The sequence below is a fragment of the Caldimonas manganoxidans ATCC BAA-369 genome (assembly GCF_000381125.1).
Classification (GTDB): domain Bacteria; phylum Pseudomonadota; class Gammaproteobacteria; order Burkholderiales; family Burkholderiaceae_C; genus Caldimonas; species Caldimonas manganoxidans.
In genome coordinates this window covers 1-22,464 of record NZ_KB905964.1, presented here as the reverse complement: position 1 = coordinate 22,464, position 22,464 = coordinate 1, and the positions used below count along the sequence as shown (strand labels likewise).

General features: G+C 65.1%; 21 protein-coding genes. 12 read left to right on the top strand and 9 right to left on the bottom strand.

Translation table 11 applies throughout. The features are described from left to right. Positions 1 to 3: 3 nt before the first annotated feature. From F615_RS0114870 to F615_RS0114850, 5 genes are all read right to left on the bottom strand, one after another. The gene (locus F615_RS0114870; protein ID WP_019561970.1) at positions 4 to 711 is read right to left on the bottom strand and encodes a pseudouridine synthase; all 708 of its coding nucleotides are present in this window, start codon (positions 709 to 711) and stop codon (positions 4 to 6) included. A gap of 71 nt (positions 712 to 782) precedes the next feature. Continuing rightward, positions 783 to 1,925 carry an acyl-CoA dehydrogenase family protein gene (locus F615_RS0114865; RefSeq protein WP_019561969.1) on the bottom strand — a complete coding sequence of 381 codons (1,143 nt, stop codon included), beginning with the start codon at positions 1,923 to 1,925 and terminating at the stop codon, positions 783 to 785. Between the two features lies 1 nt (position 1,926). Continuing rightward, positions 1,927 to 3,123 (bottom strand): acyl-CoA dehydrogenase family protein, encoded by a 1,197-nt coding sequence (locus F615_RS0114860; RefSeq protein ID WP_019561968.1) that lies wholly within the window; start codon positions 3,121 to 3,123, stop codon positions 1,927 to 1,929. Between the two features lie 123 nt (positions 3,124 to 3,246). Next, a complete protein-coding gene (locus F615_RS0114855) occupies positions 3,247 to 3,897 on the bottom strand; it encodes a retropepsin-like aspartic protease family protein (RefSeq protein WP_019561967.1) in 651 nt (216 codons plus the stop codon). Positions 3,898 to 3,902: 5 nt separating this feature from the next. Further along, positions 3,903 to 4,391 (bottom strand): YajQ family cyclic di-GMP-binding protein, encoded by a 489-nt coding sequence (locus tag F615_RS0114850; protein ID WP_019561966.1) that lies wholly within the window; start codon positions 4,389 to 4,391, stop codon positions 3,903 to 3,905. Positions 4,392 to 4,439: 48 nt separating this feature from the next. Between F615_RS0114850 and murB the strand changes: the two genes are divergently transcribed. Continuing rightward, entirely contained in the window at positions 4,440 to 5,456 is a 1,017-nt protein-coding gene (gene murB / locus F615_RS0114845; protein WP_019561965.1) for a UDP-N-acetylmuramate dehydrogenase, read from the top strand. An 8-nt stretch (positions 5,457 to 5,464) separates the two neighbouring features. Here the strand turns inward: murB and ppnP are convergent, their stop codons facing one another. Continuing rightward, positions 5,465 to 5,785 carry a pyrimidine/purine nucleoside phosphorylase gene (ppnP, locus tag F615_RS0114840; protein WP_019561964.1) on the bottom strand — a complete coding sequence of 107 codons (321 nt, stop codon included), beginning with the start codon at positions 5,783 to 5,785 and terminating at the stop codon, positions 5,465 to 5,467. Positions 5,786 to 6,016: 231 nt separating this feature from the next. Beyond that, positions 6,017 to 7,396 carry an argininosuccinate synthase gene (gene argG / locus F615_RS0114835; protein ID WP_198150840.1) on the bottom strand — a complete coding sequence of 460 codons (1,380 nt, stop codon included), beginning with the start codon at positions 7,394 to 7,396 and terminating at the stop codon, positions 6,017 to 6,019. Positions 7,397 to 7,450: 54 nt separating this feature from the next. On the opposite strand from argG, the gene F615_RS0114830 reads away from it, so the two are divergent. The 7 genes from F615_RS0114830 (at position 7,451) to F615_RS0114800 (ending at position 15,023) form a co-directional block, all read left to right on the top strand. Then, the gene (locus F615_RS0114830; RefSeq protein ID WP_019561962.1) at positions 7,451 to 8,764 is read left to right on the top strand and encodes a replication-associated recombination protein A; all 1,314 of its coding nucleotides are present in this window, start codon (positions 7,451 to 7,453) and stop codon (positions 8,762 to 8,764) included. Between the two features lie 269 nt (positions 8,765 to 9,033). Then, positions 9,034 to 9,963: a branched-chain amino acid ABC transporter permease gene (locus F615_RS0114825; RefSeq protein ID WP_019561961.1), complete on the top strand. Its 930-nt coding sequence runs from the start codon at positions 9,034 to 9,036 to the stop codon at positions 9,961 to 9,963. A gap of 18 nt (positions 9,964 to 9,981) precedes the next feature. Further along, positions 9,982 to 11,070 (top strand): branched-chain amino acid ABC transporter permease, encoded by a 1,089-nt coding sequence (locus F615_RS0114820; protein WP_019561960.1) that lies wholly within the window; start codon positions 9,982 to 9,984, stop codon positions 11,068 to 11,070. 14 nt (positions 11,071 to 11,084) lie between these two features. Beyond that, positions 11,085 to 11,864 carry an ABC transporter ATP-binding protein gene (locus F615_RS0114815; RefSeq protein WP_019561959.1) on the top strand — a complete coding sequence of 260 codons (780 nt, stop codon included), beginning with the start codon at positions 11,085 to 11,087 and terminating at the stop codon, positions 11,862 to 11,864. 29 nt (positions 11,865 to 11,893) lie between these two features. After that, a complete protein-coding gene (locus F615_RS0114810; protein ID WP_026330358.1) occupies positions 11,894 to 12,607 on the top strand; it encodes an ABC transporter ATP-binding protein in 714 nt (237 codons plus the stop codon). A gap of 92 nt (positions 12,608 to 12,699) precedes the next feature. Next, positions 12,700 to 13,902 carry an ABC transporter substrate-binding protein gene (locus tag F615_RS0114805; protein ID WP_019561957.1) on the top strand — a complete coding sequence of 401 codons (1,203 nt, stop codon included), beginning with the start codon at positions 12,700 to 12,702 and terminating at the stop codon, positions 13,900 to 13,902. 161 nt (positions 13,903 to 14,063) lie between these two features. After that, positions 14,064 to 15,023: a chorismate transformation FkbO/Hyg5 family protein gene (locus F615_RS0114800; protein ID WP_051090256.1), complete on the top strand. Its 960-nt coding sequence runs from the start codon at positions 14,064 to 14,066 to the stop codon at positions 15,021 to 15,023. Here F615_RS0114800 and F615_RS18780 read toward each other — a convergent pair. Further along, positions 15,002 to 16,363 carry a spinster family MFS transporter gene (locus F615_RS18780; protein ID WP_083932490.1) on the bottom strand — a complete coding sequence of 454 codons (1,362 nt, stop codon included), beginning with the start codon at positions 16,361 to 16,363 and terminating at the stop codon, positions 15,002 to 15,004. The two genes, F615_RS0114800 and F615_RS18780, sit on opposite strands and share 22 nt — an antisense overlap. A gap of 223 nt (positions 16,364 to 16,586) precedes the next feature. Here F615_RS18780 and F615_RS0114790 point away from each other — a divergent pair, with 223 nt between their 5' ends. Genes F615_RS0114790 through F615_RS0114775 form a run of 4 tightly spaced genes read left to right on the top strand, consistent with a single transcriptional unit; the run spans position 16,587 to position 21,807 of the window. Continuing rightward, on the top strand, positions 16,587 to 18,740 hold the full coding sequence (locus tag F615_RS0114790; RefSeq protein ID WP_019561954.1) for a thiamine pyrophosphate-dependent enzyme: 2,154 nt from the start codon (positions 16,587 to 16,589) through the stop codon (positions 18,738 to 18,740). 41 nt (positions 18,741 to 18,781) lie between these two features. Beyond that, entirely contained in the window at positions 18,782 to 19,771 is a 990-nt protein-coding gene (locus F615_RS0114785; protein ID WP_019561953.1) for a Bug family tripartite tricarboxylate transporter substrate binding protein, read from the top strand. 7 nt (positions 19,772 to 19,778) lie between these two features. Next, positions 19,779 to 21,374, top strand: a complete 1,596-nt coding sequence (locus tag F615_RS0114780) for an indolepyruvate oxidoreductase subunit beta family protein (protein WP_019561952.1) — start codon at positions 19,779 to 19,781, stop codon at positions 21,372 to 21,374. 13 nt (positions 21,375 to 21,387) lie between these two features. Next, on the top strand, positions 21,388 to 21,807 hold the full coding sequence (locus F615_RS0114775) for an acyl-CoA thioesterase (RefSeq protein ID WP_019561951.1): 420 nt from the start codon (positions 21,388 to 21,390) through the stop codon (positions 21,805 to 21,807). 4 nt (positions 21,808 to 21,811) lie between these two features. On the opposite strand, the gene F615_RS18775 is transcribed toward F615_RS0114775, so the two are convergent. Then, positions 21,812 to 22,464: STAS domain-containing protein (locus F615_RS18775; RefSeq protein WP_033371616.1), on the bottom strand; the 653-nt coding region annotated here is incomplete at its 5' end.

Sequence of the window (22,464 nt, the reverse complement as noted above, 5' to 3'; positions counted from 1 at the left end):
CGATTATCCGACGGCCGAACCGAAGATGTCCGCAGGGCTGTCAAGCCAGCGCCACTGGCCCTCGGGCAGGTCGTCCGGCAGGCGCAGGGCGCCGAAACCGCTGCGGTGCAGCCGTTGGAGGCGGTGGCCCACGGCCGCCATCATGCGCTTGACTTGATGGTATTTGCCCTGAGTGAGGGTCAAGCGCAGTGAGCATGTCCCGGTGGCTTCACAGGCGGTGGCACGCACGGGCCGGGGATCGTCGCGCAGCACCACGCCGGATCGCAGTCGGTTCAGCTGTTCGGGGGTCACGGGCTCGTCGGTGACGACCTCGTAGATCTTGGGCACGTGGTGTTTGGGCGATGTGAGGCGGTGGATGAGGGCGCCGTCATCGGTGAGCAGGAGCAAGCCCGTGGTGTCTTGGTCGAGCCGACCCACCGGCTGCACACCCCGGTTGCGCAAGGGACCGGGCAGCAAGGTCATGACGCTGGGCCAGGCCGAGGGCTTTTGCGAGCATTCATAGCCCGCGGGCTTGTGCAGCATCAGCAGGGCGTGGGCGTGAAAAGGCCATTCTTGGCCCTCGACGCAGAACACCAGGCCGTCGGTGGCCACCGGCTCCTGCGGATCGAGACAGCGCCGGCCTGCGATACTGACCTGTCCGGTCCGAATCAGGGCCTCGCAGTGTCGTCGGGTGCCGAAACCCTGGCTGAAGAGCACGTCGCGCAGCTGCATGATGGGTTTGAAAACAATGAGCCAGCCGCCTACGGGCAGCTGGCTAGCCGCGCAGTGGAGCCTACACCCGTTCAGGCAAAGACGCCGGCGGTGTCTTGCATGCGATCGGACACTTCGCCCAGGTGGTGCAAGGTGTCGCCGAAACTCAGCTCCAGGGTGGTGAGGAACTTGAAATAGTGGCCCGCGATGTATTCGTCGGTCACCCCGATGCCACCGTGCAGTTGGATGGCCTGCTGGCCCACGAAGCGCATCGACTGGCCGAGTTGTACCTTGGCCTGCGAGATCGCGCGGCGACGCTGCTCGTGCGGCTCGCCCAGCTTGAGCGTGGCGTAGTAGCTCATCGAGCGGGCCAGTTCGAGCTGCATCTTCATGTCGGCCACACGGTGACGCAGGGCTTGGAAGGTGCCGATGGGCACACCAAACTGCTTGCGGGTGTTGAGATAGTCCACCGTGATGGCAAAGAGCTGATCCATTGCGCCCACGGCCTGGGCGCACTGGGCGGCGATGGCCACGTCGGCCATCGATTCCAGGGCGAGCAGGCCTTGGTCTGGGCCGGCCAGCAGCGTGGCTGGGCTGTGGGTGAAACGCACTTCGGCAGCGCGGCTGCCGTCTTGGATGGGATAGCCGCGCGTTTGCACGCCGGCAGCGCCGCGCTCCACCAGGAACAGCGCGATGCCCTCGGCGGCATCGTCGGCTCCGGACACACGCGCCGGCACGAGATAGGCGTCGGCCAGGTCGCCGACGGGCACCACGCTCTTGGCCCCGTCGAGGGTCCAACGGCCGTTTGCTTCGCAGGCACGGGTCGTCACATGGCGCAGCACATGGCGGGCCTCGCGCTCTTGGTGCGCCAGCACCACCAGGGCCGAGCCTTGCGCGATGCGCGGCAGCCATTGCGTTTGCACCTCGGCCGAGCCATAAGCGCTCAAACCTTTGGTGGCCACCAGCGCGACGGCGGCGTAGGGCTCGAGCACGATGCCACGGCCCAGTTCTTCCAGCACCACCATGGCCTCGACCGGCCCGAAGCCCATGCCACCGTGGGCTTCGGGCACGGCCAAGCCCATGAGGCCGAGCTCGGCCATCTCGCCCCAGGCTTCACGGGAGAAACCGCCGGCCTTGACGATGCGGCGTCGGCGCTCGAAGTCATAGGCCTTGGCGACCCACTTCTTGACCGCATCGCGCAGTTGTTCCTGGTCGTCCGAAAAATCGAAGTCCATCTCACACCCCCAGGGTCATTTGCGCCACGATGTTGCGCTGCACTTCGTTGGAGCCGCCGTAGATCGTGGTTTTGCGCATGTTGAAGTAGGTCGAGGCCAGCGGTGCGCAGTGCATGGCGCCGATGTAGTCGCCCTGCCAGCCGGCTTCCATCGCTTCGAAGATGAAGGGCAATGCGTAGGGGCCTGCAGCCAGCATCATCAGCTCGGTGTAGCGCTGCTGGATCTCCGAGCCGCGGATCTTCAGCAAGGCGGCCACGTCCAGCGCCTTCTTGCCACCGCGTTCGGCGGACAGCACGCGCAACACCATCATCTCGAGAGCGACGATGTCGACTTCGAGCTGGGCGATCTGGTCGCGGAAGCGCGGGTCGTCGATGAGGGGGCGGCCACCGCTGCGCTCGGCGCGGGCAATGCGCTTGAGGCGCTCCAGCTCGCGCTTGGCGCGGTTGACGTCGGCGATGTTGGTGCGCTCATGTGCCAGCAGGTATTTGGCGTAGGTCCAGCCCTTGTTCTCCTCGCCGACCAAGTTTTCTACCGGCACTTCGACATTGTCGAAGAAGACTTCGTTGACCTCGTGCTCACCGTCGAGCGTGATGATGGGGCGTACGGTGATTCCGGGCGACTTCATGTCGATCAGCAAAAAGCTGATGCCAGTTTGCGGTTTGCCTTCGGTGGAGGTGCGTACCAGGCAGAAGATCCAATCGGCATGCTGGCCCAGCGTGGTCCAGGTTTTTTGGCCATTGACGATGTACTTGTCGCCGCGGCGTTCGGCGCGGGTTTTCAGCGAGGCCAGGTCAGAGCCCGAGCCCGGCTCCGAATAGCCTTGGCACCACCAGACCTCTCCGCTCATGATGCCGGGCAGAAAGCGCCGCTGTTGCTCCGCCGAGCCGAAAGCCATGATCACCGGGGCGACCATCACCGGTCCGAAAGGCACGATGCGCGGGGCGCCGGCCAAGGCGCATTCTTCCTCGAAGAGGTGTTTTTGCACGGCGTTCCAGCCGGGGCCGCCGAACTCTTTGGGCCAGCCATAGCCGTGCCACCCCTTTTTGCCAAGGATCTTCGCCCAGCGTTGCAAATCGTCCTTGGTCAGCCGCAGATCATTGTGGACTTTGTGGGCGATGTCCTGAGGCAGGTGGGCCCGCACCCAAGATCTCACCTCGTCGCGAAAGGCAAGCTCTTCGGCGGTGAAGTTCAAATCCATGGCTGTCTCCTGATGGCCACGCCGGCAGCCGCGCCGGTCGCAACAGACAGTGTACGCACGTTCGTTCGATACGGGCTGTCCCAGGGGCGACATCGGTGCGCGCACATCGTGCGGCCAGCCCGCTCAGTAACGGCGTTCGAGCACGAGTTGGTCGTTCTCGCGCTTCATCTGGAAACGCGACAAAAAGCTGTTGCCGAGCAAGACATAGGGCAACTCGTGGGGCACGACCAGGGCCTCGACCTCTCGCAGCTCCACGTCGCCCACGCGCAAGGACCCGAGGGTGACCCGATGCGCGACGGTCACGCCGTTGGCGGTTTGGACTTGCGTGGGGGCGGCTTGGCCGAGGTCCACACCCAGCCGTTGGGCTTGGGCGCGGTCCAGCGCGACGGTGGTGGCGCCGGTGTCCACCAAGAACTGTGCGACCCGCCCGTTGATGCTGCCTTGGGCGCGGAAATGTCCGCCTGAGCTTGCGCTGAGGACGATGCGCGACCCACGGCCCTCGGCCGCACTGGCACTTCCTAGGCTGACCGGTGCGGCGCCCAGCACCACGGTGCGGCGTTGGCCGGCGACATCCACCACCGTTTCGGTGGGCGAGACGCTCAGCACTTTGACGCCTTGCACGGTGCTGCCAGCAGCCACCGCACGTGGCGGTCCGCCGTCGATGACCAGCAGGGCCTTTGCGCCCATGTGGCCTGTCATGGCCACGGTCTGGCCCCAGACGGGCTGGCCCAAGGCGGTGGCCAGTCCGAGGAGCCAAGCGCTGGCCGCTCGCATGGGGGTCAGTCGCGGAAATTGGTGAAGCTCAGCGGCGCTTCGGTGACTTCTTTGCGCAGCAGAGCGATGACGGCTTGCAAGTCGTCGCGCTTGGCGCCACTGACCCGCACGGTGTCGCCCTGAATGGCGGCCTGCACTTTGAGCTTGCTGCCCTTGATGATCTGCTGGATCTTCTTGGCCAGCTCGGTGTCGATGCCAGCCTTGATTTTCAAGGGCTGCTTGACCTTGTCGCCGCCGATCTTCTCGATCTTGGCACTGCTGTCGACGAAGCGCACGTCCACGCCACGCTTGGCCAGCTTGGCCAGGAGGATGTCCATCACCTGACCGATCTGGAAGTCGCTGTCGGCATACAGCGTGAGGTCTTTGTCCTTCAGCTCGATCTTGGCGCTAGACCCCTTGAAGTCGAAGCGGTTGCCGATTTCCTTGTTGGACTGGTCCACGGCATTGCGGAGCTCGACGAAATTCGGCTCCAGGACGGTGTCGAAGCTGGGCATGGTGGCTAAGCGTCTGGCAAGCAGCTGGCAATCGGGGAAAATTCTGCCATGCAAATCGAGACGGGCGTGAGCCTGAAGCCCTACAACACCTTTGGCCTGCCGGCGCAGGCGCAGCGCTTGGTGAGGATCACCAGCGATGCCGACGTGCGAGCCGTGCTGGCCGATCCCGTCCTGGGCCCCGCGCCGAAATTCGTGCTGGGCGGCGGCAGCAATATCGTACTCACCCGGGATCTGACGGCCGTGGTGCTCAAAGTCGAGGTGCGCGGTCGGCGCATCGTCGAGCAGCGGCCCGACGCCTGGATCGTCGAGGCCGGCGCGGGCGAGTCCTGGCACGAGCTGGTGGCCTGGACGCTGGCGCAGGGGCTGCCCGGTTTGGAAAACCTTGCGTTGATTCCCGGCACCGTGGGCGCAGCGCCGGTGCAGAACATCGGGGCCTATGGCTTGGAACTGAAGGATCGTTTCGAGTCCCTCGATGCGGTGGACTTGGTGACCGGGCGCAGCGTGACCTTGGATGCGGCCATGTGCCGCTTCGGCTACCGCGACAGCATTTTCAAGCAGGCCTTGGCGGGCAAGAGCCTGATCACCCGGGTGCGTCTGCGTCTGCCGCGGCCGTGGCAGCCGGTGTTGGGGTATCTGGATCTGCAACGGCGCGTGGCCGAGACCGGCATCACGGCCCCGGATGCCCGCCAGGTGTTCGATTGGGTCTGCGCGATCCGGCGCGCCAAGCTGCCGGATCCGGCCGTGATGGGCAATGCCGGCAGTTTTTTCAAGAACCCGGTGGTCACTCCGGAACAATGCCGCGACATCATCGGCCGCGACCCGGCCATCGTGCACTATCCGATGCCCGATGGCACGTTCAAGCTGGCCGCCGGCTGGCTCATCGATGCGTGCGGCTGGAAGGGCAAGACGGTGGGGCGTGCCGGCGTCTACGAGAAGCAGGCGCTGGTGCTGGTCAACCTCGGCGGCGCACGCGGGGCCGAGGTCGTCACCTTGGCTCGGGCCATCCAGGAAAGCGTCTATGGCCGCTTCGGCATCCGGCTGGAGCCCGAGCCGGTCGTGGTGTGAGCTGCGAGTCAGCCGAAGTGGCAGATGTAGTGGAAGGGCGTGCCTTCGACCCGGATCTGAAAGCTGGACTGCCCCGGCACGGCGAATGACTGCCCGGCTTCGATGCGCTGCCAGTGCGACTGCCCCGGCAGCAGCACCTCACAGGCACCGGCGACGGCCTCCATCACCTCGGGCGCTCCGGTATTGAAGCTCAGTGTGGACGGCAGGATGACGCCCACGCTTTTGCGCGTGCCATCGGCCAGGGTGAGGGTGTGGGAGATACAGCGGCCGTCGAAATAGACATTGGCCTGGGTGTGGACGGTGACGTTGGAAATCTGCGGGGTGGTCATGAAGGGTGCCTATCGATCACGAGAGGGGGGATCACGAGGGGCGGCTGCGGCAAGCGTCGCCCCCCTCTCACGAGGGATGGTCGAGCCGCAGCCAAACTGGAACACTCTTGGTTGACGCCGGTGGCGGATGTCGCCTCGGTGGGTGGTCAGTAAAACGGGGCGAATCCTGAACGAAGGCAGGATTCGAGCAGGGAGGTGGCCGCTCACCGAGCGGCCACCGGCTCCCACGCATCACGAGGTTTCGTCGGCAGGGCCCTTGCCGGCCAACAGCGGAATGCTGCCGCCACTGGCTGCGCCCAACAGCCCGGTGCGGCTGTAAATGGCCAGCTTGTCGCGCGTGTCGGCAATGTCCAGATTGCGCATCGTGAGCTGGCCGATGCGGTCGGCGGGAGTGAAGGCGGCGTCTTCCACCTTTTCCATCGACAGGCGCTGCGGCGCATAGGTGAGATTGGGGCTGGTGGTGTCCAGGATCGAGTAGTCGTTGCCGCGGCGCAGCTCCAGCGTCACCTCGCCGGTGATGGCGCGTGCCACCCAACGTTGGGCCGTCTCGCGCAGCATCAGGCATTGCGGGTCGAACCAGCGGCCTTGATACAGCAGCCGACCGAGGCGCAGACCGTTGATGCGGTATTGCTCGATGGTGTCTTCGTTGTGGATGCCTGTCACCAAGCGCTCGTAGGCAATGTGCAGCAGCGCCATGCCCGGGGCTTCATAGATGCCCCGGCTCTTGGCCTCGATGATGCGGTTCTCGATCTGATCGCTCATGCCCAGGCCATGGCGGCCACCGATGGCGTTGGCCTCGGCGAAGAGCTCGACGGCATTGGCGAAGCTGCGCCCGTTGATTTCCACCGGCACGCCTTCTTCGAAGCGCACGCGCACGACCTCGGGTTGGATCACCACGTCTTCGCGCCAGAACGGCACCCCCATGATCGGGTTGACGATGGTGATGCCTTTGTCGAGAAATTCCAGATCCTTGGCCTCGTGGGTGGCGCCCAACATGTTGGAGTCGGTCGAGTAGGCCTTCTCGACGCTCATCTTGTAGTCGAAGCCATGGGCCGCGAGATACTCACTCATCTCTTTGCGGCCGCCCAGCTCGTCGATAAAGGCCTGGTCCAACCAGGGCTTGTAGATCTTCAGTGCCGGATTGGCCAGCAGGCCATAGCGGTAGAAGCGCTCGATGTCGTTGCCTTTGAAGGTGGAGCCGTCGCCCCAGATGTTGACGCCGTCCTCGCGCATGGCCACCACCAGCGCCGTGCCGGTGACTGCGCGGCCCAGTGGGGTGGTGTTGAAGTAGATGGCCCCGCCCGTGCGGATGTGGAAGGCGCCGCATTGGATGGCCGCGATGCCTTCGGCCACGAGTTGGGCGCGGCAATCCACCAAGCGGGCGATTTCCGCGCCATAGGCTTTGGCGCGGCGCGGGATGTCCTCGTAGTCGGACTCGTCGGGCTGCCCCAGGTTGGCGGTGTAGGCGCAGGGGATGGCACCCTTGCTGCGCATCCAGTGCACGGCGGCACTGGTGTCCAGGCCACCGGAGAAGGCGATGCCGACGCGTTGGCCGACGGGAAGTTTTTGCAGGATGATCGCTGCCACGGGAGGTCTCCAGGATAACCCCATGATTCTAGGCGCCCCCTGCGCTGCCCCGCGGCAAGGGCCTGCCACAATGCCGGCATGGCCGATTTGTTTTCTTCCCCCGAGCCTGCCGACGACACGCCCTTGGCCGAGCGTTTACGACCGCGTTCGCTCGACGAGGTGATCGGTCAGGCCCACTTGCTCGGTCCGGGGCAGCCGCTGCGCGTGGCCTTCGAGTCCAAGCGGCCGCATTCGATGATTCTGTGGGGACCGCCCGGGGTGGGCAAGACCACCTTGGCACGTTTGATGGCCGAGGCCTTCGACGCGCAGTTCCTGCAGATTTCGGCCGTGCTTGGCGGGGTCAAGGACATCCGCGAGGCGGTCGAGCAGGCCCAAGTGGCCAAGAGCCAGGGACGGCGCACCATCGTCTTCGTCGATGAGGTGCATCGTTTCAACAAAGCGCAGCAAGATGCCTTTTTGCCGCATGTCGAGTCGGGGCTGTTCACCTTCATCGGCGCGACCACCGAAAACCCGTCCTTCGAGGTGAATTCGGCGCTGTTGTCGCGCGCCACGGTGCACGTGTTGCAGCCGCTGGGCGAGCCGCACTTGCGTGCATTGCTGGACCGCGCGCGCGCGCTGCTGCAGGCACCGCCATTGAGTGCGTCTGCTTGCGCGCGCCTGATCGCCTATGCCGATGGCGACGCGCGCCGCCTGCTCAACACTTACGAGAACCTCGTGCGGGTGGCGCAGCCGCAGGGGCCCGCCGAGCTGGACGAGGCGCTGTTGGAGCGTGCCTTGGGCGAGCAGTTGCGTCGCTACGACAAAGGCGGTGAGCAGTTCTACGACACGATCTCGGCGCTGCACAAATCGGTGCGCGGGTCGGATCCCGATGCGGCGCTGTATTGGTTTGCTCGCATGCTCGACGGCGGGGTCGATCCGCGCTATATCGCCCGGCGGCTCATTCGCATGGCCAGCGAAGACATCGGTCTGGCCGACCCACGTGCCCTGCGTCTGGCGCTGGATGCGGCCGAAACCTATGAGCGCCTGGGTTCGCCCGAAGGCGAGCTGACCCTGGCGCAGGCGGTGGTCTATCTGGCCGTGGCCCCCAAGTCCAATGCCGTCTACACCGCCTACAAAGCCGCGCGCGCCTTCGTCCAGGCCGACGGCACCCGTCCAGTGCCCTTGCACCTGCGCAACGCGCCCACGCGGCTGATGAAGGATCTCGGCCATGGCCGCGACTACCGCTATGCCCATGACGAGGAAGATGCCTATGCCGCCGGGCAGCGCTACTTTCCCGATGCGATCGAGCCCCAGCGCTTCTATCACCCCGTGAACCGGGGGCTGGAGATTCGCATCGGTGAAAAACTCGAAGAACTGCGTGCCAAGGACGAACAGTCGATCAAAAGACGATGATTTTTCAGAATCTTCGTTGGAATCACTGCATTTGAAGGGAAAACCCCGAAGATTTCACCATAGGCAAGGTCGCTACAATCCGCGCCACTTTTCGAGCCGACCGCTCGGGGGGCGGGTTGTCCCCTCGTGGTCGGCTTCGCTTTAGCGCCTAGATTCGTCGCAGCTTGAGGGTGTGGCGGGGCAAGCCTGGTTCGGGTCCAGAACTTGCACTCGCATGCGCAAGCCGCGCCGTCAGCGGCGTCGTTTTGGTTTTCGTCGGAGACCGACTGATGGACATCTTCATACAACAGGTCATCAACGGCCTGGTGCTGGGCAGCATGTATGCCTTGGTGGCACTGGGCTACACGATGGTCTACGGCATCATCAGCCTGATCAATTTCGCCCATGGCGAGGTGCTGATGGTGGGGGCGATGACGAGTTGGATGATCGTCACGCATCTGCAGGAGGCGGCCCCCGGCATGCCGGGATGGGCCATGATGCTCGTCTCGCTGCTGTGCGCCATCGTCGTGTGCGCCACGCTGAACTTCACGATCGAGAAGGTGGCTTATCGGCCGCTGCGCGGCCAGCCTCGCCTGGCCCCGCTGATCACCGCCATTGGCATGTCCATCTTGTTGCAGACGCTGGCGATGATCATCTGGAAGCCCAATCCCAAACCCTATCCCCAGTTGCTGCCGACCGAGGCCATCCCCATTGGTGGGGCGGTCATCACGGTCACGCAAATCGCGATCTTGGCCTCTACCGTCGTGCTGCTGGCTGCACTGCTGTGGTTGGTCAATCGCACCAAGCTGGGCCGCGCGATGCGGGCCACGGCGGAAAATCCCCGGGTGGCCAGCCTGATGGGCGTCAAGCCCGACATGGTGATCTCGGCCACCTTCGTCATTGGCGCCGTGCTGGCGGCGGTGGCCGGCGTGATGTGGGCGGCCAACTATGGCACCGTGCAGCACACCATGGGTTTTCTGCCGGGGTTGAAGGCCTTCACCGCCGCGGTGTTCGGTGGCATTGGCAACCTCACCGGCGCGATGGTCGGTGGCGTGCTGCTGGGCCTGATCGAGGCCATCGGTGCCGGCTATCTGGGAGTGTTGACCGGTGGCGTGCTGGGGAGCCATTACTCGGACATCTTTGCCTTCATCGTGCTCATCTTGGTGCTCACGCTGCGACCCTCGGGCCTGCTGGGCGAGCGCGTGGCCGACCGTGCCTGAGGCTGCCGGAGACAGATCATGACCCAACGCAACAAACTCATCGTGATGGTCGCCGCCGCGCTCGGCTTGCTGATCCTGCCGCACTTGGCGCTTTACTTCGGCCAGGGCTGGGTGCGCATCATTGATTTGGCCCTGCTGTACGTGCTGCTGGCCTTGGGCCTGAACATCGTGGTGGGCTACGCCGGACTGCTCGACTTGGGCTACGTGGCCTTCTATGCCGTGGGCGCCTACATGATGGCCTTGCTGGCTTCGCCGCACCTGTGGGACACCTTCCCGGCCATCGCGGCGGCCTTTCCCAATGGCTTGCACACGCCGATCTGGGTGGTGGTGCCGCTGGCCGCAGGTCTGGCGGCCATCGCCGGTGTGCTGCTGGGCACCCCGGTGTTGCGTTTGCGCGGGGACTACCTGGCCATCGTGACGCTGGGCTTTGGCGAAATCATCCGGGTGTTCATGAACAACTTGGAGCATCCGGTCAACATCACCAATGGCCCGCGCGGCATCAGCGGCATCGACTCGATGCGCATTTTTGGCTTCGACTTCGGCAAGACACTGGTGATTGGGGACTACCGTCTGCCGCCGGTGGTGCTGTATTACTACTTGTTCCTGCTGCTCGTGGTGGCCAGCATCATCATTTGTCACCGCTTGGAGACCTCGCGCATCGGCCGGGCCTGGATGGCCATCCGTGAGGATGACGTGGCGGCCAAGGCCATGGGCATCAACGTGCGCAACATGAAGCTTCTGGCTTTTGCGATGGGCGCCACTTTCGGGGGCGTGGCTGGTGCGATGTTTGCCTCGTTCCAGGGCTTCATTTCGCCTGAGTCCTTCGGGCTGATGGAGTCCATCATGCTGGTGGCGATGGTGGTGTTGGGCGGGCTGGGCCACTTACCCGGTGTGATCATGGGTGCACTGTTGCTGGCAGCCTTGCCCGAAGTGCTGCGTTACGTGGCCGGGCCTTTGCAAAGCATGACTGGTGGACGACTGGATGCTGCCATCTTGCGCCAGTTGCTGATCGCGCTGGCGATGATCGCGATCATGCTCTTGCGGCCGCGTGGCCTGTGGCCGGCACGTGAGCATGGCAAAGCCGCCCCGACCCCGGCCGGCAAGTGAGCAGGGAGACCGACATGAGTACCGACATCGTCCTCAAGGTTCAAGGGGTGTCCAAGCGCTTCGGCGGGCTGCAAGCCCTGTCCGACGTGGGCATCGAGATCCGCCGCGGCCAGGTCTACGGCCTCATCGGCCCCAATGGCGCGGGCAAGACCACGTTCTTCAACGTGCTGACCGGGCTGTACACACCGGATTCGGGCAGCTTCGAACTCGAGGGCAAGCCCTACAAGCCCACGGCCGTCCACGAGGTGGCCAAGGCCGGCATCGCGCGCACCTTCCAGAACATCCGGCTGTTTGCCGAAATGACGGCCCTGGAAAACGTGATGGTCGGCCGCCATGTGCGCACCAGCACCGGCGTGTTCGGCGCGGTGTTTCGCACCGCTGGCTTCAAGGCCGAGGAGAAGGCCATCCGCGAGCGCGCCATGGAGTTGCTGGCCTACGTGGGCATCGAGAAATATGCCGATTTCCGCGCACGCACTTTGAGTTATGGCGACCAGCGTCGCCTGGAGATCGCGCGAGCCTTGGCCACCGACCCCAAGCTGATCGCGCTGGACGAGCCCGCCGCTGGCATGAACGCCACCGAGAAGGTGGTGCTGCGCGAGCTGATCGACCGCATCCGCAATGACGGGCGCACGATTCTGCTGATCGAGCATGACGTCAAGCTCGTCATGGGGCTGTGCGATCGCGTGACCGTGCTCGACTATGGCAAGCCCATCGCCGAGGGGACGCCATACGAGGTGCAGCGCAACGAGAAGGTGATCGAAGCCTACCTTGGCGCCGGGCACAAGGCGCATTGAACCACCCCACGCACGCGGAGCAAGTACACATGAGCCAAACGATGCTGAAAGTCAGCGGACTGCGGGTGGCCTACGGGGGCATCCAGGCCGTCAAGGGCGCTTCGCTGGAAGTGCGCCAAGGCGAGCTCGTCAGTCTGATCGGCGCCAATGGAGCGGGCAAGACCACCACGCTGAAGGCCATCACGGGTATCCAGCCGGTGGCCGATGGCGACATCGAATTCCTGGGGCGTTCGATCAAGGGTCAAGGCGCCTGGGATCTGGTCAAGCAGGGTTTGGTGATGGTCCCGGAGGGGCGAGGCACCTTCACACGCATGACGATCACCGAAAACCTCCAGATGGGAGCGTTCACCCGCAATGACAAGGAGATCGAGGACGACATCGAGAAGGTGTTCACCTTGTTCCCGCGTCTGAAGGAGCGTCGCCATCAGCTTGCCGGCACGATGTCCGGGGGCGAGCAGCAAATGCTGGCGATGGGGCGAGCGTTGATGGCGCGCCCGAAGGTATTGCTGATGGACGAACCCTCGATGGGCCTGTCGCCCATCATGGTCGACAAAATCTTCGAGGTGGTGGAAGACATCCACAAACAAGGCGTCACCGTGCTGCTGGTCGAGCAAAACGCCAGCCGTGCGCTGCAATTGGCCGACCGCGGCTACGTGATGGACTCTGGCGAAATCACGATGGAAGGCGAGGCCAAAGCGCTGCTGAGCGACCCGAAGGTGCGCGCGGCCTATCTGGGCGAGTGATCTTGCACGCCGAGCGTGGCGGCGTGAGGCATCTCACCGTTGAGCCCCGGTGAACGCGGGGTTGCCAGTTGGCCTGCGATCGAGGAGACGCAATGTTGGGACGAGTCCTGATGGCTTGGGGGCTGAGTGCATGCCTGGCCGTGTCTGCGCAAGCCCAGATGGTCAAGCCAGTGCGCATCGGCCTGATTGCCCCACTGACCGGAGATTCCGCCGACCTCGGCCTGAGCATGCGCCATGCGGCCGAGCTGGCGGTCAAGGAAATCAATGCCGTGGGCGGCTATCTGGGCCGGCCGCTGGAGCTGGTGGTGCGTGACGACCGGTCCGATCCTCGGCAAGGACGGCAGGCGGCGCAGGAACTGGTGCAGCAGGAGAAGGTCGCGTTCACGCTGGGTTTTTGCGACACCGAAGTGACCGTGCAGGCCTTGGAGATCTTTCAATCCCAGCGGCATGTGCTGATGGTGCCTTGCGATCAGGGGTCTGCGGTGATGGACGGCCCACCTGCCGCAGGCGGCTATGTCTTTCGCCTGGCACCGCCCGACGAGTTGACGGCGCGCGTGTTGGTGGGCGAGATCGTGGACCGGCGCAAACTGCGCAAAGTGGCGCTGCTGGCCGATCGCACGGCCTATGGCGACAGCGGCTTGAAGGACCTGGACAATGAACTGGCCCAGCGCGAGCTCAAGCCGGTGTACGTCGGTCGCTTCGACCGGGGGGTGAAGTCACTGTTGGAGGACATGCGCCAAGCCCGCGCGGCCGGCAGCGAGGCCGTGATCGTTTGGGCGCGCGGGGCTGATCAGGCGGCGGCTTTGCGGGCGCGGGCGGAGGTGCGCTGGACGGTGCCGTATTTCGCGCCGCCCACGCTGGCCTCGCGCAAGGCACTGGAAGGCGCCGGTGCGGCCGCGCTGGAAGGCGCGGTGATGACCCAGACGGTGCATCTCGATGCGGCCAACGAACGCCGGGCGACGTTCCTCACCAGTTATTTCACGCACAGTGGCGAAAAGCGCATGGGCTCGCTGATGGTGGCCGCGCAGACCTATGACGCGGTCTATCTGCTCGTCTCGGCTCTGTTCCAGTCGCGCAGCCCCGAGGGCGGAGAACCGCTCAAGCGCGCGCTGGAAAACCTCGACAAGCCGCATCGTGGGGTGGTGACGACGTATGAGCGACCTTACTCCACGCGCGATCACGAGGCCTACTCGATCAACATGCTGTGGCTGAGCGTGTGGCGTGGCGGGGAGGTGCAGTTTCTCTATCCCATCGATGCGCAGCGTGCCAGTGTGATCCGACGCAAAGAGTTCTGAGTCGATCATCTCCCCCGAGGCCTAGAATCCGCGCCGCGCGCCACCATTGCTGGGCGCACCGAGCCATGCGTGATTCGCTCCTCCGACCGTTCGCATCAGCTTCAGCATCCCTGTGTGGTCCAGTCGTCGATGGCTTGCGCTGTCGACACGATCGGCCCGGCTTGGCTTGGCCGTTGGATGGCGAGCACGACGCGGAGCTCGGACGGATCTGCCACGGCGGGGCGACGCACGCGCCGCTGGCCAGCCCGGAACCTTTGTGGCCGATCCACCCGGTGGCCGAGCGCTGGCAGGTGCGTGGTCCGGTGCATGAAGGCCAACAGGGCTGCGTGCGCTATCGCAGCAACGGCATGTGGGTTTTCGGCACGGCGTGTTTGGACGACCGTGTGGTCGGCGGCATGGAAGCCGCAGCCTGGCGGGTCTACACCGATCTGTTTGCGGTGCTCGAACGCGAGGGGTGCCCCCAACTGCAGCGCCTATGGAACTACTTGCCCGACATCCACGGCCTGGAGGACGGCTTGGAACGCTACCGCTGCTTCAATCTGGGCCGCGCTCGCGCCTTTGCGCAGGCCGGGCGCAGTCTGGGCGAAGGGGCGCCGGCGGCATGTGCGATGGGCACGCGTTCCGGATGGTTGACGGTGCATTTCCTGGCCGGACGGCAGCCGGCGCGGGCGATCGAAAACCCGCGCCAGGTCAGTGCCTATCACTATCCTCGGCGCTACGGGCCTTGCAGCCCGACCTTCTCGCGTGCGGCCTTGGCCGATCTGGGGGGTGGGCTGCGTGTGCTGTTCATTTCGGGCACGGCCAGCATCGTCGGCCATGAATCGGTGCATGTGGGCGACCTGGAGGCCCAGACCGCCGAAACCTTGCGCAACATCGATGCGGTGCTCGAGGCGACCCGGTCCCATCTGGAGGCGTCCTGGACGCTGGAGGCGCTGCGGCGGCGACTGGAATGCACGGTCTACTTGCGCCGGCCGGCAGACTTGGACCGGGTGCGTGGGGTCATCATCGCCCATCTGGGGGCGCAGGCGCCAGCGGTGCAAGCGGCGACCTACTTGCGCGCCGATGTGTGTCGCGTCGAGCTGCTGGTGGAAATCGAAGCTCAGCTGGCGCTGGTGGGGTGATCCCAAGATTCGGCCACCAGCGCGGCTTCCCGCAGCGGGCGCAGACTCAGGACCAAGGCTGTCACGCAGACCGGCAAGGCCAGCGCGAAGGTCAGCGCCAGCGCGTGGCCGATGCGCCGCTCGTCGGCAAAGACGAAATCGGTGCAGGCGGCCACCAGACTCGGTCCGAGCACCGACCCCAGGACGGTGGTGAGCATCAGACCGAGCGCCGAAATCTGACCGCGCATTTCATTGGGCGTGACGAGTTGGATCGTCGAGGTGCCCAGTGAGATGAACATGCTCGACAGGAACAGGCCTGGGCCGAAGGCCAGCAGTGAGGCCGTTGCGGAGGGCAGCAGCGGCGTGGCCACCAAAAATGGCGTGGCTGCTGCCAGGCTCCATGCGGCCGTGCGCAAGGTCGCATCACGCTGACCTCGGCGCAGCTGGAGGCCAGCCCACCAGCCACCCGTGACGATGCCCAGAGGACTCAGGCTGAGGATCAATGCGCCCAACAGCGGGCCGATGCGCTCTACCGGCAGGCCGTGCACGCGGATGTAGAAGGTCGCCATCCATGCCAGCAGGGCATAGGTCACGCAAAATGCCAGGCTGATGCCTACCACATAGCCCAGCGCCAGCCGCCGCCGCTCCCGCAGGAAGCGCACGACGGCCGACACGGGCAGGACTTGGCCGCCAGCCACGGTGTGACGCCGCGGCGGTTCACGCACGGTGAACATCAGCGCCGCCACCAGCAGGCCGGGCAGGCCCACGAGCATGAAGGCGAGCTGCCAGCCCTTGACCGTGCCCAGCAGCGGCAGCACGACGTCCCCACGCTGGGCCCATCCACCCACCAGCCCACCGATGGCGAAGGCCGCTCCCGAGCCCAAGGCCGTGCCCAGCGTGAACACCGACAGCGCCAGCGGCAGGCGGTGTCGCTCGAAGTAATCGCTGATGATCGAGTAGGCCGCGGGTCCCAGGGTGGCCTCTCCCACGCCCACGCCCGCGCGGGTGAGAAAGAGTTGCCAATAGTGCTGCGCCAGACCGGCCGCTGCGGTCATCAGGCTCCAAAAGGTGATGCCCGCGGCCACGAGATTGCGCCGGTTGGTCCGATCGACGAGCCGCCCCAACGGCAGTCCGGCCAGGCAGAAAAAGAGGGAGAAAGCCAATCCCTGGAGCAGGCTGATCTGGAAATCGCTGATGCCCAGATCGCGCCGGATCGGCTCGACCAACAGGCCCACGAGCAGCCGATCGATCAGGGAGACCACGGCCGCCAGCATCAGGACGCAGACCACGTACCACGGGTAAGCCCCTCCATCGGAGAGTGACGCGGTCTGGGACGAAGTGGCAGCTCTTGGAGCGTTCATGGCGCGTTCGATGAGGTGGCCGAGCGCGTCAGCCTAGCAAAGCCGCGCGCTTGGCGCGAGGTCCGAGGGGGTGTGGGCCTCATGCATGTTTCGAATATCACTTAGTCACGCCACGCGCTGGATCGATCCTTGCGGCCTTCCTACAGTTGCGTTGCGAGACGGCTTCGCTCAGAGCCGTCTGCCACGATGAAGCCGGCGTCACAGCCGGCCGGAGACAAGACCAATGGAAGTGTCCTTCAGCAAGGAAGTCCAGGCTTTGCGCCTGGGCGCAGGCCAGACGTTTCATGGCGAGGGCATCCTGGCCATCACCAAGGCGTTGCTGCAGTCGGGGGTGGCTTATGTCGGTGGCTATCAGGGCGCGCCGGTGTCGCACCTGTTGGACGTGATGGTCCAGGCCAAGGACTACCTGCAGGAGTTGGGCGTGCATGTGGAGGCTTGTTCGAACGAAGCCTCGGCCGCCGCGATGCTGGGGGCCTCCATTCATTACCCGCTGCGTGGTGCGGTGACTTGGAAATCCATCGTCGGCACCAATGTGGCGGCCGATGCGCTGTCGAACCTGGCCTCACCGGGGGTCCAGGGAGGGGCACTGATCGTCGTGGGCGAGGACTATGGCGAAGGCGCCAGTGTGATCCAGGAGCGCACGCATGCCTACGCGCTGAAGTCCACGATGGTGATGCTCGATCCGCGCCCGCAGCTGGCTGCGATGGTGCGTCTGGTGGAAGAGGGGTTCGCCTTGTCGGAGGCCTCCAACATGCCCGCGTTGTTGGAGTTGCGCATCCGGGCCTGCCATGTGCGCGGCCGCTTCGAGTGCAAGGACAATATCCCGCCGCCGGTGTCGATGCGGCATCTGATCGACGAGCCGGCGGCTTTCGACTACATGCGACTGGCGCATCCGCCAGTGACGTTCCGCCATGAGAAGCTCAAGGTGCAAGAGCGCATCCCGGCGGCGCGCCGCTACATCGCTCAACACCGGCTCAATGAATGGTTTGCCGGCCGGCGCCATGAGGTGGGTCTGATCGTCCAAGGTGGGCTGTACAACGCCTTGATCCGCGCGCTGCAACAGCTGGGTCTGGCCGATGGGTTTGGCAGCAGTCAGCTGCCCATTCTGGTGCTCAATGTCACCTATCCGTTGGTGCCTGAGGAAATCGCGCGTTTTTGCGCCGGCAAGCGCGCCGTGCTGGTGCTCGAGGAAGGTCAGCCCGAATACATCGAGCAAGACATCGCGAGCCTGCTGCGCCGCTGTGAGGTTCGCACCCCGTTGCACGGGAAAGACTTGTTGCCGGCTGCTGGCGAGTACACGGTCGAGGTGATGACCGAGGGGCTGTTGGCCTTCGTGTCCCGCTACCTGCCCGATCATGCGGTGGACGATGCCAGAGCTTGGCTGGAGGGCAATGCCAAGCGTCGGCAAGATGTCGCGCAGCAACTGGGCTCGCCGCTGCCGCCCAGGCCGCCGGGCTTTTGTGTGGGCTGCCCTGAGCGGCCGGTGTTTGCCGCGCTCAAGCTGGCGCAGCAGACCGCGGGGCCGGTGCACATCGCCGCGGACATCGGCTGCCACGCGCTGGCCACTTTCGAGCCGTTTTCCTCGGGCCATTCCATCTTGGGATACGGCCTGAGCCTGGCCAGTCGGGCAGGTGTGTCGCCCGTGATGAGCCGTCGCGTGCTGTCCATCATGGGCGATGGAGGGTTCTGGCACAACGGTTTGCTCACCGGCGTGCAAAGTGCACTGTTCAATGGCGACGATGCGGTGCTGCTCATCATGAAGAACGGCTATACCTCGGCCACTGGCACGCAGGACATCATTTCCACCCCTGACGAGGAGGTCAAGGCTCGCGCCGAAGACAAACAGCAAAGCCTGGTCGATCGCAACACCACGATCGAATCGACTTTGCGGGGTTTGGGGGTGCAATGGATGCGCACGGTGCACACCTACCATGTCGATGCGATGCGCAAGACCTTGCAAGAGGCATTGACCACCGACTTTGCCGGCCTGAAGGTGATCATCGCCGAAGGGGAGTGCCAGCTGGAGCGTCAGCGCCGCATCAAGCCCTGGATCGCGCAATTGCTCAAAGCCGGCCACCGTGTGGTGCGTGTGAAGTACGGCGTCGATGAAGACGTGTGCTCGGGCGATCATGCCTGCATTCGTCTGTCGGGCTGCCCGACGCTCACGCTCAAGGACAGCCCCGACCCGTTGAAGGTGGACCCGGTGGCCACCGTGATCGACGGCTGCGTGGGCTGCGGCTTGTGCGGGGCCAACGCGCATGCGGCCACGCTGTGCCCGTCGTTCTATCGCGCCGAGGTGGTTCGCAACCCGAAGTGGCACGAGCGGCTGCTGGCAGCCGTGCGGCTCACCACCCTGCGCTGGTTGCAGCCGGCCTGAAGCTTTCCGGTTTTCGTTCGACAACACAAAGGAGACTGACCATGAAGACCTCGACCTCGCTTGCCGGACTCATCCGTCGCGCGCTGTGCGCCGCGCTGCTGGGTGTGGCGGCGGCCGCCTCCGTGCCGGCCCAGGACTATCCGACCCAGCCGATCCGGCTGATCGTGAGCTTCCCGCCGGGCGGCGCAGCGGACGTGATCGGACGCACCATCGCCAACGGCCTGGGCGAGGCCTTCAAGCAGACCATCGTGGTGGAGAACCGCCCTGGAGCCAACGGCAACATCGGCGCCGATGCGGTGGCCAAGGCGGCGCCCGATGGCTACACGCTGCTGATGAGCTCGGGCGGCACGGTCACGGCCAATCCCTTCCTGTTCAGCAAGATGTCCTTCGATCCCGAGAAGGACCTCACCCCGGTCGCCTCGGCGGCCGTCGTGCGCCCGTACCTGATGGTGCATCCCTCGCTGCCGGTCAACACCGTGCAGGAGTTCATCGCCTACGCCCGCGCCAACCCGGGCAAGCTCAGCTATGGCTCGGCCGGCAACGGCAGCTCGCTGCATCTGGCCGGCGAGATGCTCAAGCGGGATGCGAAGATCGAGGCCACGCATGTGCCCTACCGTGGGGCGGCGCCAGCGCTGAACGATCTGCTGGCCGGACAAGTGCATTTCATGTTCGATTCCGGACCTGGTCTCAAACATGCCCAGGCCGGCAAGCTCAAGCTCTTGGCCGTGGGCAGTGCGCAGCGTTCGCCGCAGGTGCCGCACGTGCCGACGTTGGCCGAGTCCGGCCTGCCGGGCTTCGATGCGGACACGGTGTTTGGCGTCTATGCCCCGGCCGGCACGCCGACGGCCATCGTCAACAAACTCAATGCGGAAATCAACAAGGTGCTGCGCACGCCGCAGGCGGTGGCGGCCATCCATGCCATCGGGGCAGACATCCTGACCATGAGCGTCAGCGAGTTCGTCGAGCGGCAGCGTGCCGAGCGGGCTCGAATGGGCGCTTTCATCAAACAGGCCGGCATCAAGCTCGATTGAGGGATCGATGACTCAGTTGCCCGACGCGCGTGCCGATCGTCCGATCACCGTGCTGATCTGTGCCCTGGGTGGGGAAGGCGGTGCCGTGCTCTCGCAGTGGCTGTTCGAGACCGCACTGCATTGCGGCCACAGCGCGCAGAGCACGTCCATCCCCGGCGTAGCGCAGCGCACTGGTGCCACCACCTACTACCTGGAGATCCACCCGCGGCCCGACGCCGAGTTGGGCGGACGCCAGCCGGTCTTCAGCCTGAACCCGGTGCCTGGGGCCTTGGACTTGCTGGTGTCTTCCGAGCTGCTGGAGACGGTGCGCCAAATCGGCTTGGGCATGGTCAGCCCTGATCGTACGATGGTGATCAGCTCCAGCAGCCGCACGCTGACCGTGGCCGAGAAGATGCCGCTGGGCGACGGACGGGTCAAAGCGGCGCAACTGCTGGCCATGGTGCAGCGCTACAGCCGCGAAGCGCGGGTCTTCGACATGGCGGCGCTGGCCGAGCAGTGCGGCACGGTGATCAGTGCCGTGCTGCTGGGGGCGGTGGCCGCCAGTGGTCTTTTGCCGTTTGCCCGAGACGCCTACGAAGCGGTGATTCGCGCTTCAGGCAAAGGGGTCGAGGCGAGCCTGCGGGGCTTTGCACAGGCTTACGACCGGGTGGCGACCGAGCGTGCGCAGCAGGCCGCGCTGCTGCAGGCGGCCGAGGCGGGAGTGCGATCGGCCGCGCCAGCGGTGCTGCCCGCGGCGCTGGCGCAGCGTTTTCCTGCCGCCACCCACGAGATGGTCGGCGCAGGCCATGCCCGCATGCTCGAGTACCAGGATGCGGCCTATGCGGCCTTGTACGTCGAGCGCCTCGACCGGGTGCTGCAGGCCGAACGCAGCGTCGATCCCGAAGGCACCCATGGCTGGTCCATTACCCGCGAAACCGCGCGTTACCTGGCGCTGTGGATGGCTTTCGACGACATCGTGCGCGTGGCCGATCTCAAAAGCCGCGCCAGCCGCCTGCAGCGTGTGCGCCGCGAGGTGAAAGCCGCCGAAGACGAGCTGGTCTATGTGTATGACCATTTCAAACCCGGCGTCAACGAACTGGCCGCCTTGCTGCCGCAGGGCCTGGCCGATCGGTTGTTGCGGTGGGAGCAGCGCCGCTTGGAAGCGGGCAAGGAGCCCCTGGCCCTGCCGCTGAAGGTCGGCGCCCACACCCTCAGCGGTATGTTGGCCCTGCGGGTGCTGGCCAGTTTGAAGCGGCTGCGTCGCTGGGGCAGCCGCTACCGGCAAGAGCAGCTCCTGATCGAGCGTTGGTTGGACAGCGTGGAACGAGGCACGCGTGCGTCGTGGGCCTTGGGGCACGAGATCGCACAGTGTGGCCGGCTCATCAAAGGCTATGGGGCGACCAACGAACGTGGCAAGCACAACCTGCGGCATGTGCTCGATCACTTGGTAGCATCGTTCGATCGGCCCGAGCCATGTGTCGAGGCGATCCGGGCGGCCCGCGAGGCGGCCCTGCGGGACGAGTCCGGCAAGGACCTGGACCAAGCCTTGGTACGGCATGGTGCACCGCCGCGTCCGGCGCAGGCCCAGCCGATCCGGTGGTACAAACGTCGTCCTGTGTCTTGAAGTCGCTCTGATCATGAGCCGCATCCACCATCTGCCCATCCATGTCGAATTCGGTGACTGCGACCCTGCGGGCATCGTCTGGTTTCCCAACTTCTTCCGTTGGTTCGACGCCGGCTCGCGGCGCTTTTTCATCGCCTGTGGCGTACCTCCTTGGAAGGAGCTGGAAAAGACCACGGGCATCATTGGGACCCCGCTGGTGGACACTCAGGCGCGTTTCGTGCGGCCGGCCAGCTATGGGGATGAGATCGTGGTGGAAACACAGATTTCGCACTGGCGGACCAAGAGCTTCGTGATGCAGCATCGCATCCTGCGCGGTGAGGAGTTGCTGTGCGAATGCACCGAGGTGCGTGTGTTTGCGCAGCGCACCGGCGACGATCCGCACGCCATCCGGGCCGTGCCCATTCCGGACGACATCCGTGCCTTGTGCGGCTGAAGCCTCAGGCCGCTGCGGTGGCCAGCGCAGCGCGCACGTCTGGCACGATGTTGTGGGCGCCCAGCTCGGCGGCAAAGCCTGAACGTTCCATCAGGCCGCGTGGCTGCTCGTTCAGATGGCATAGCACCAGGCGCACGCCGCGGCGTTGCAGACTGCGGTGCAACTGCTGCAGTGCATCCAATCCCGTGGTGTCCATGGAGATGAGGCGCTGCATGTCCAGCACCAGCACCTGCGTGTTGGGGCGCAGGTGCTGAGCGATGGCCTCCACCTTGGCCACGGCGCCGAAGAAGAGCGAGCCGTACAGCGTGATCACTTGCACCGTGCCGGGCGCATCGGCAGGCAGTGCCACCGCCTCGACGCGAAACAGCGTGCTCATGCGGTAGATGTCGAATCCCGGACGATCATATGGTCGCTTGTGAAACATATGCGGATGTGTGCGATGCCAGTCCTTCATGGCTTGCATGGGTGTGCGGGCGTTGAGTGCGGCCTGAGGCAGATGGTGGTTGTACAGCCAAGCGTAGCGCAACAGGGTGCGCTGCAAATCCTCGCCACTGACGAAGTGGTGGCTTTTGAGCACTTCTGCGATTCGGCCGTTGAAGCGCTCCACCATCCCGTTGGTTTGAGGCCGACGCACCCGGGTGAGCCGATGCTCGATGC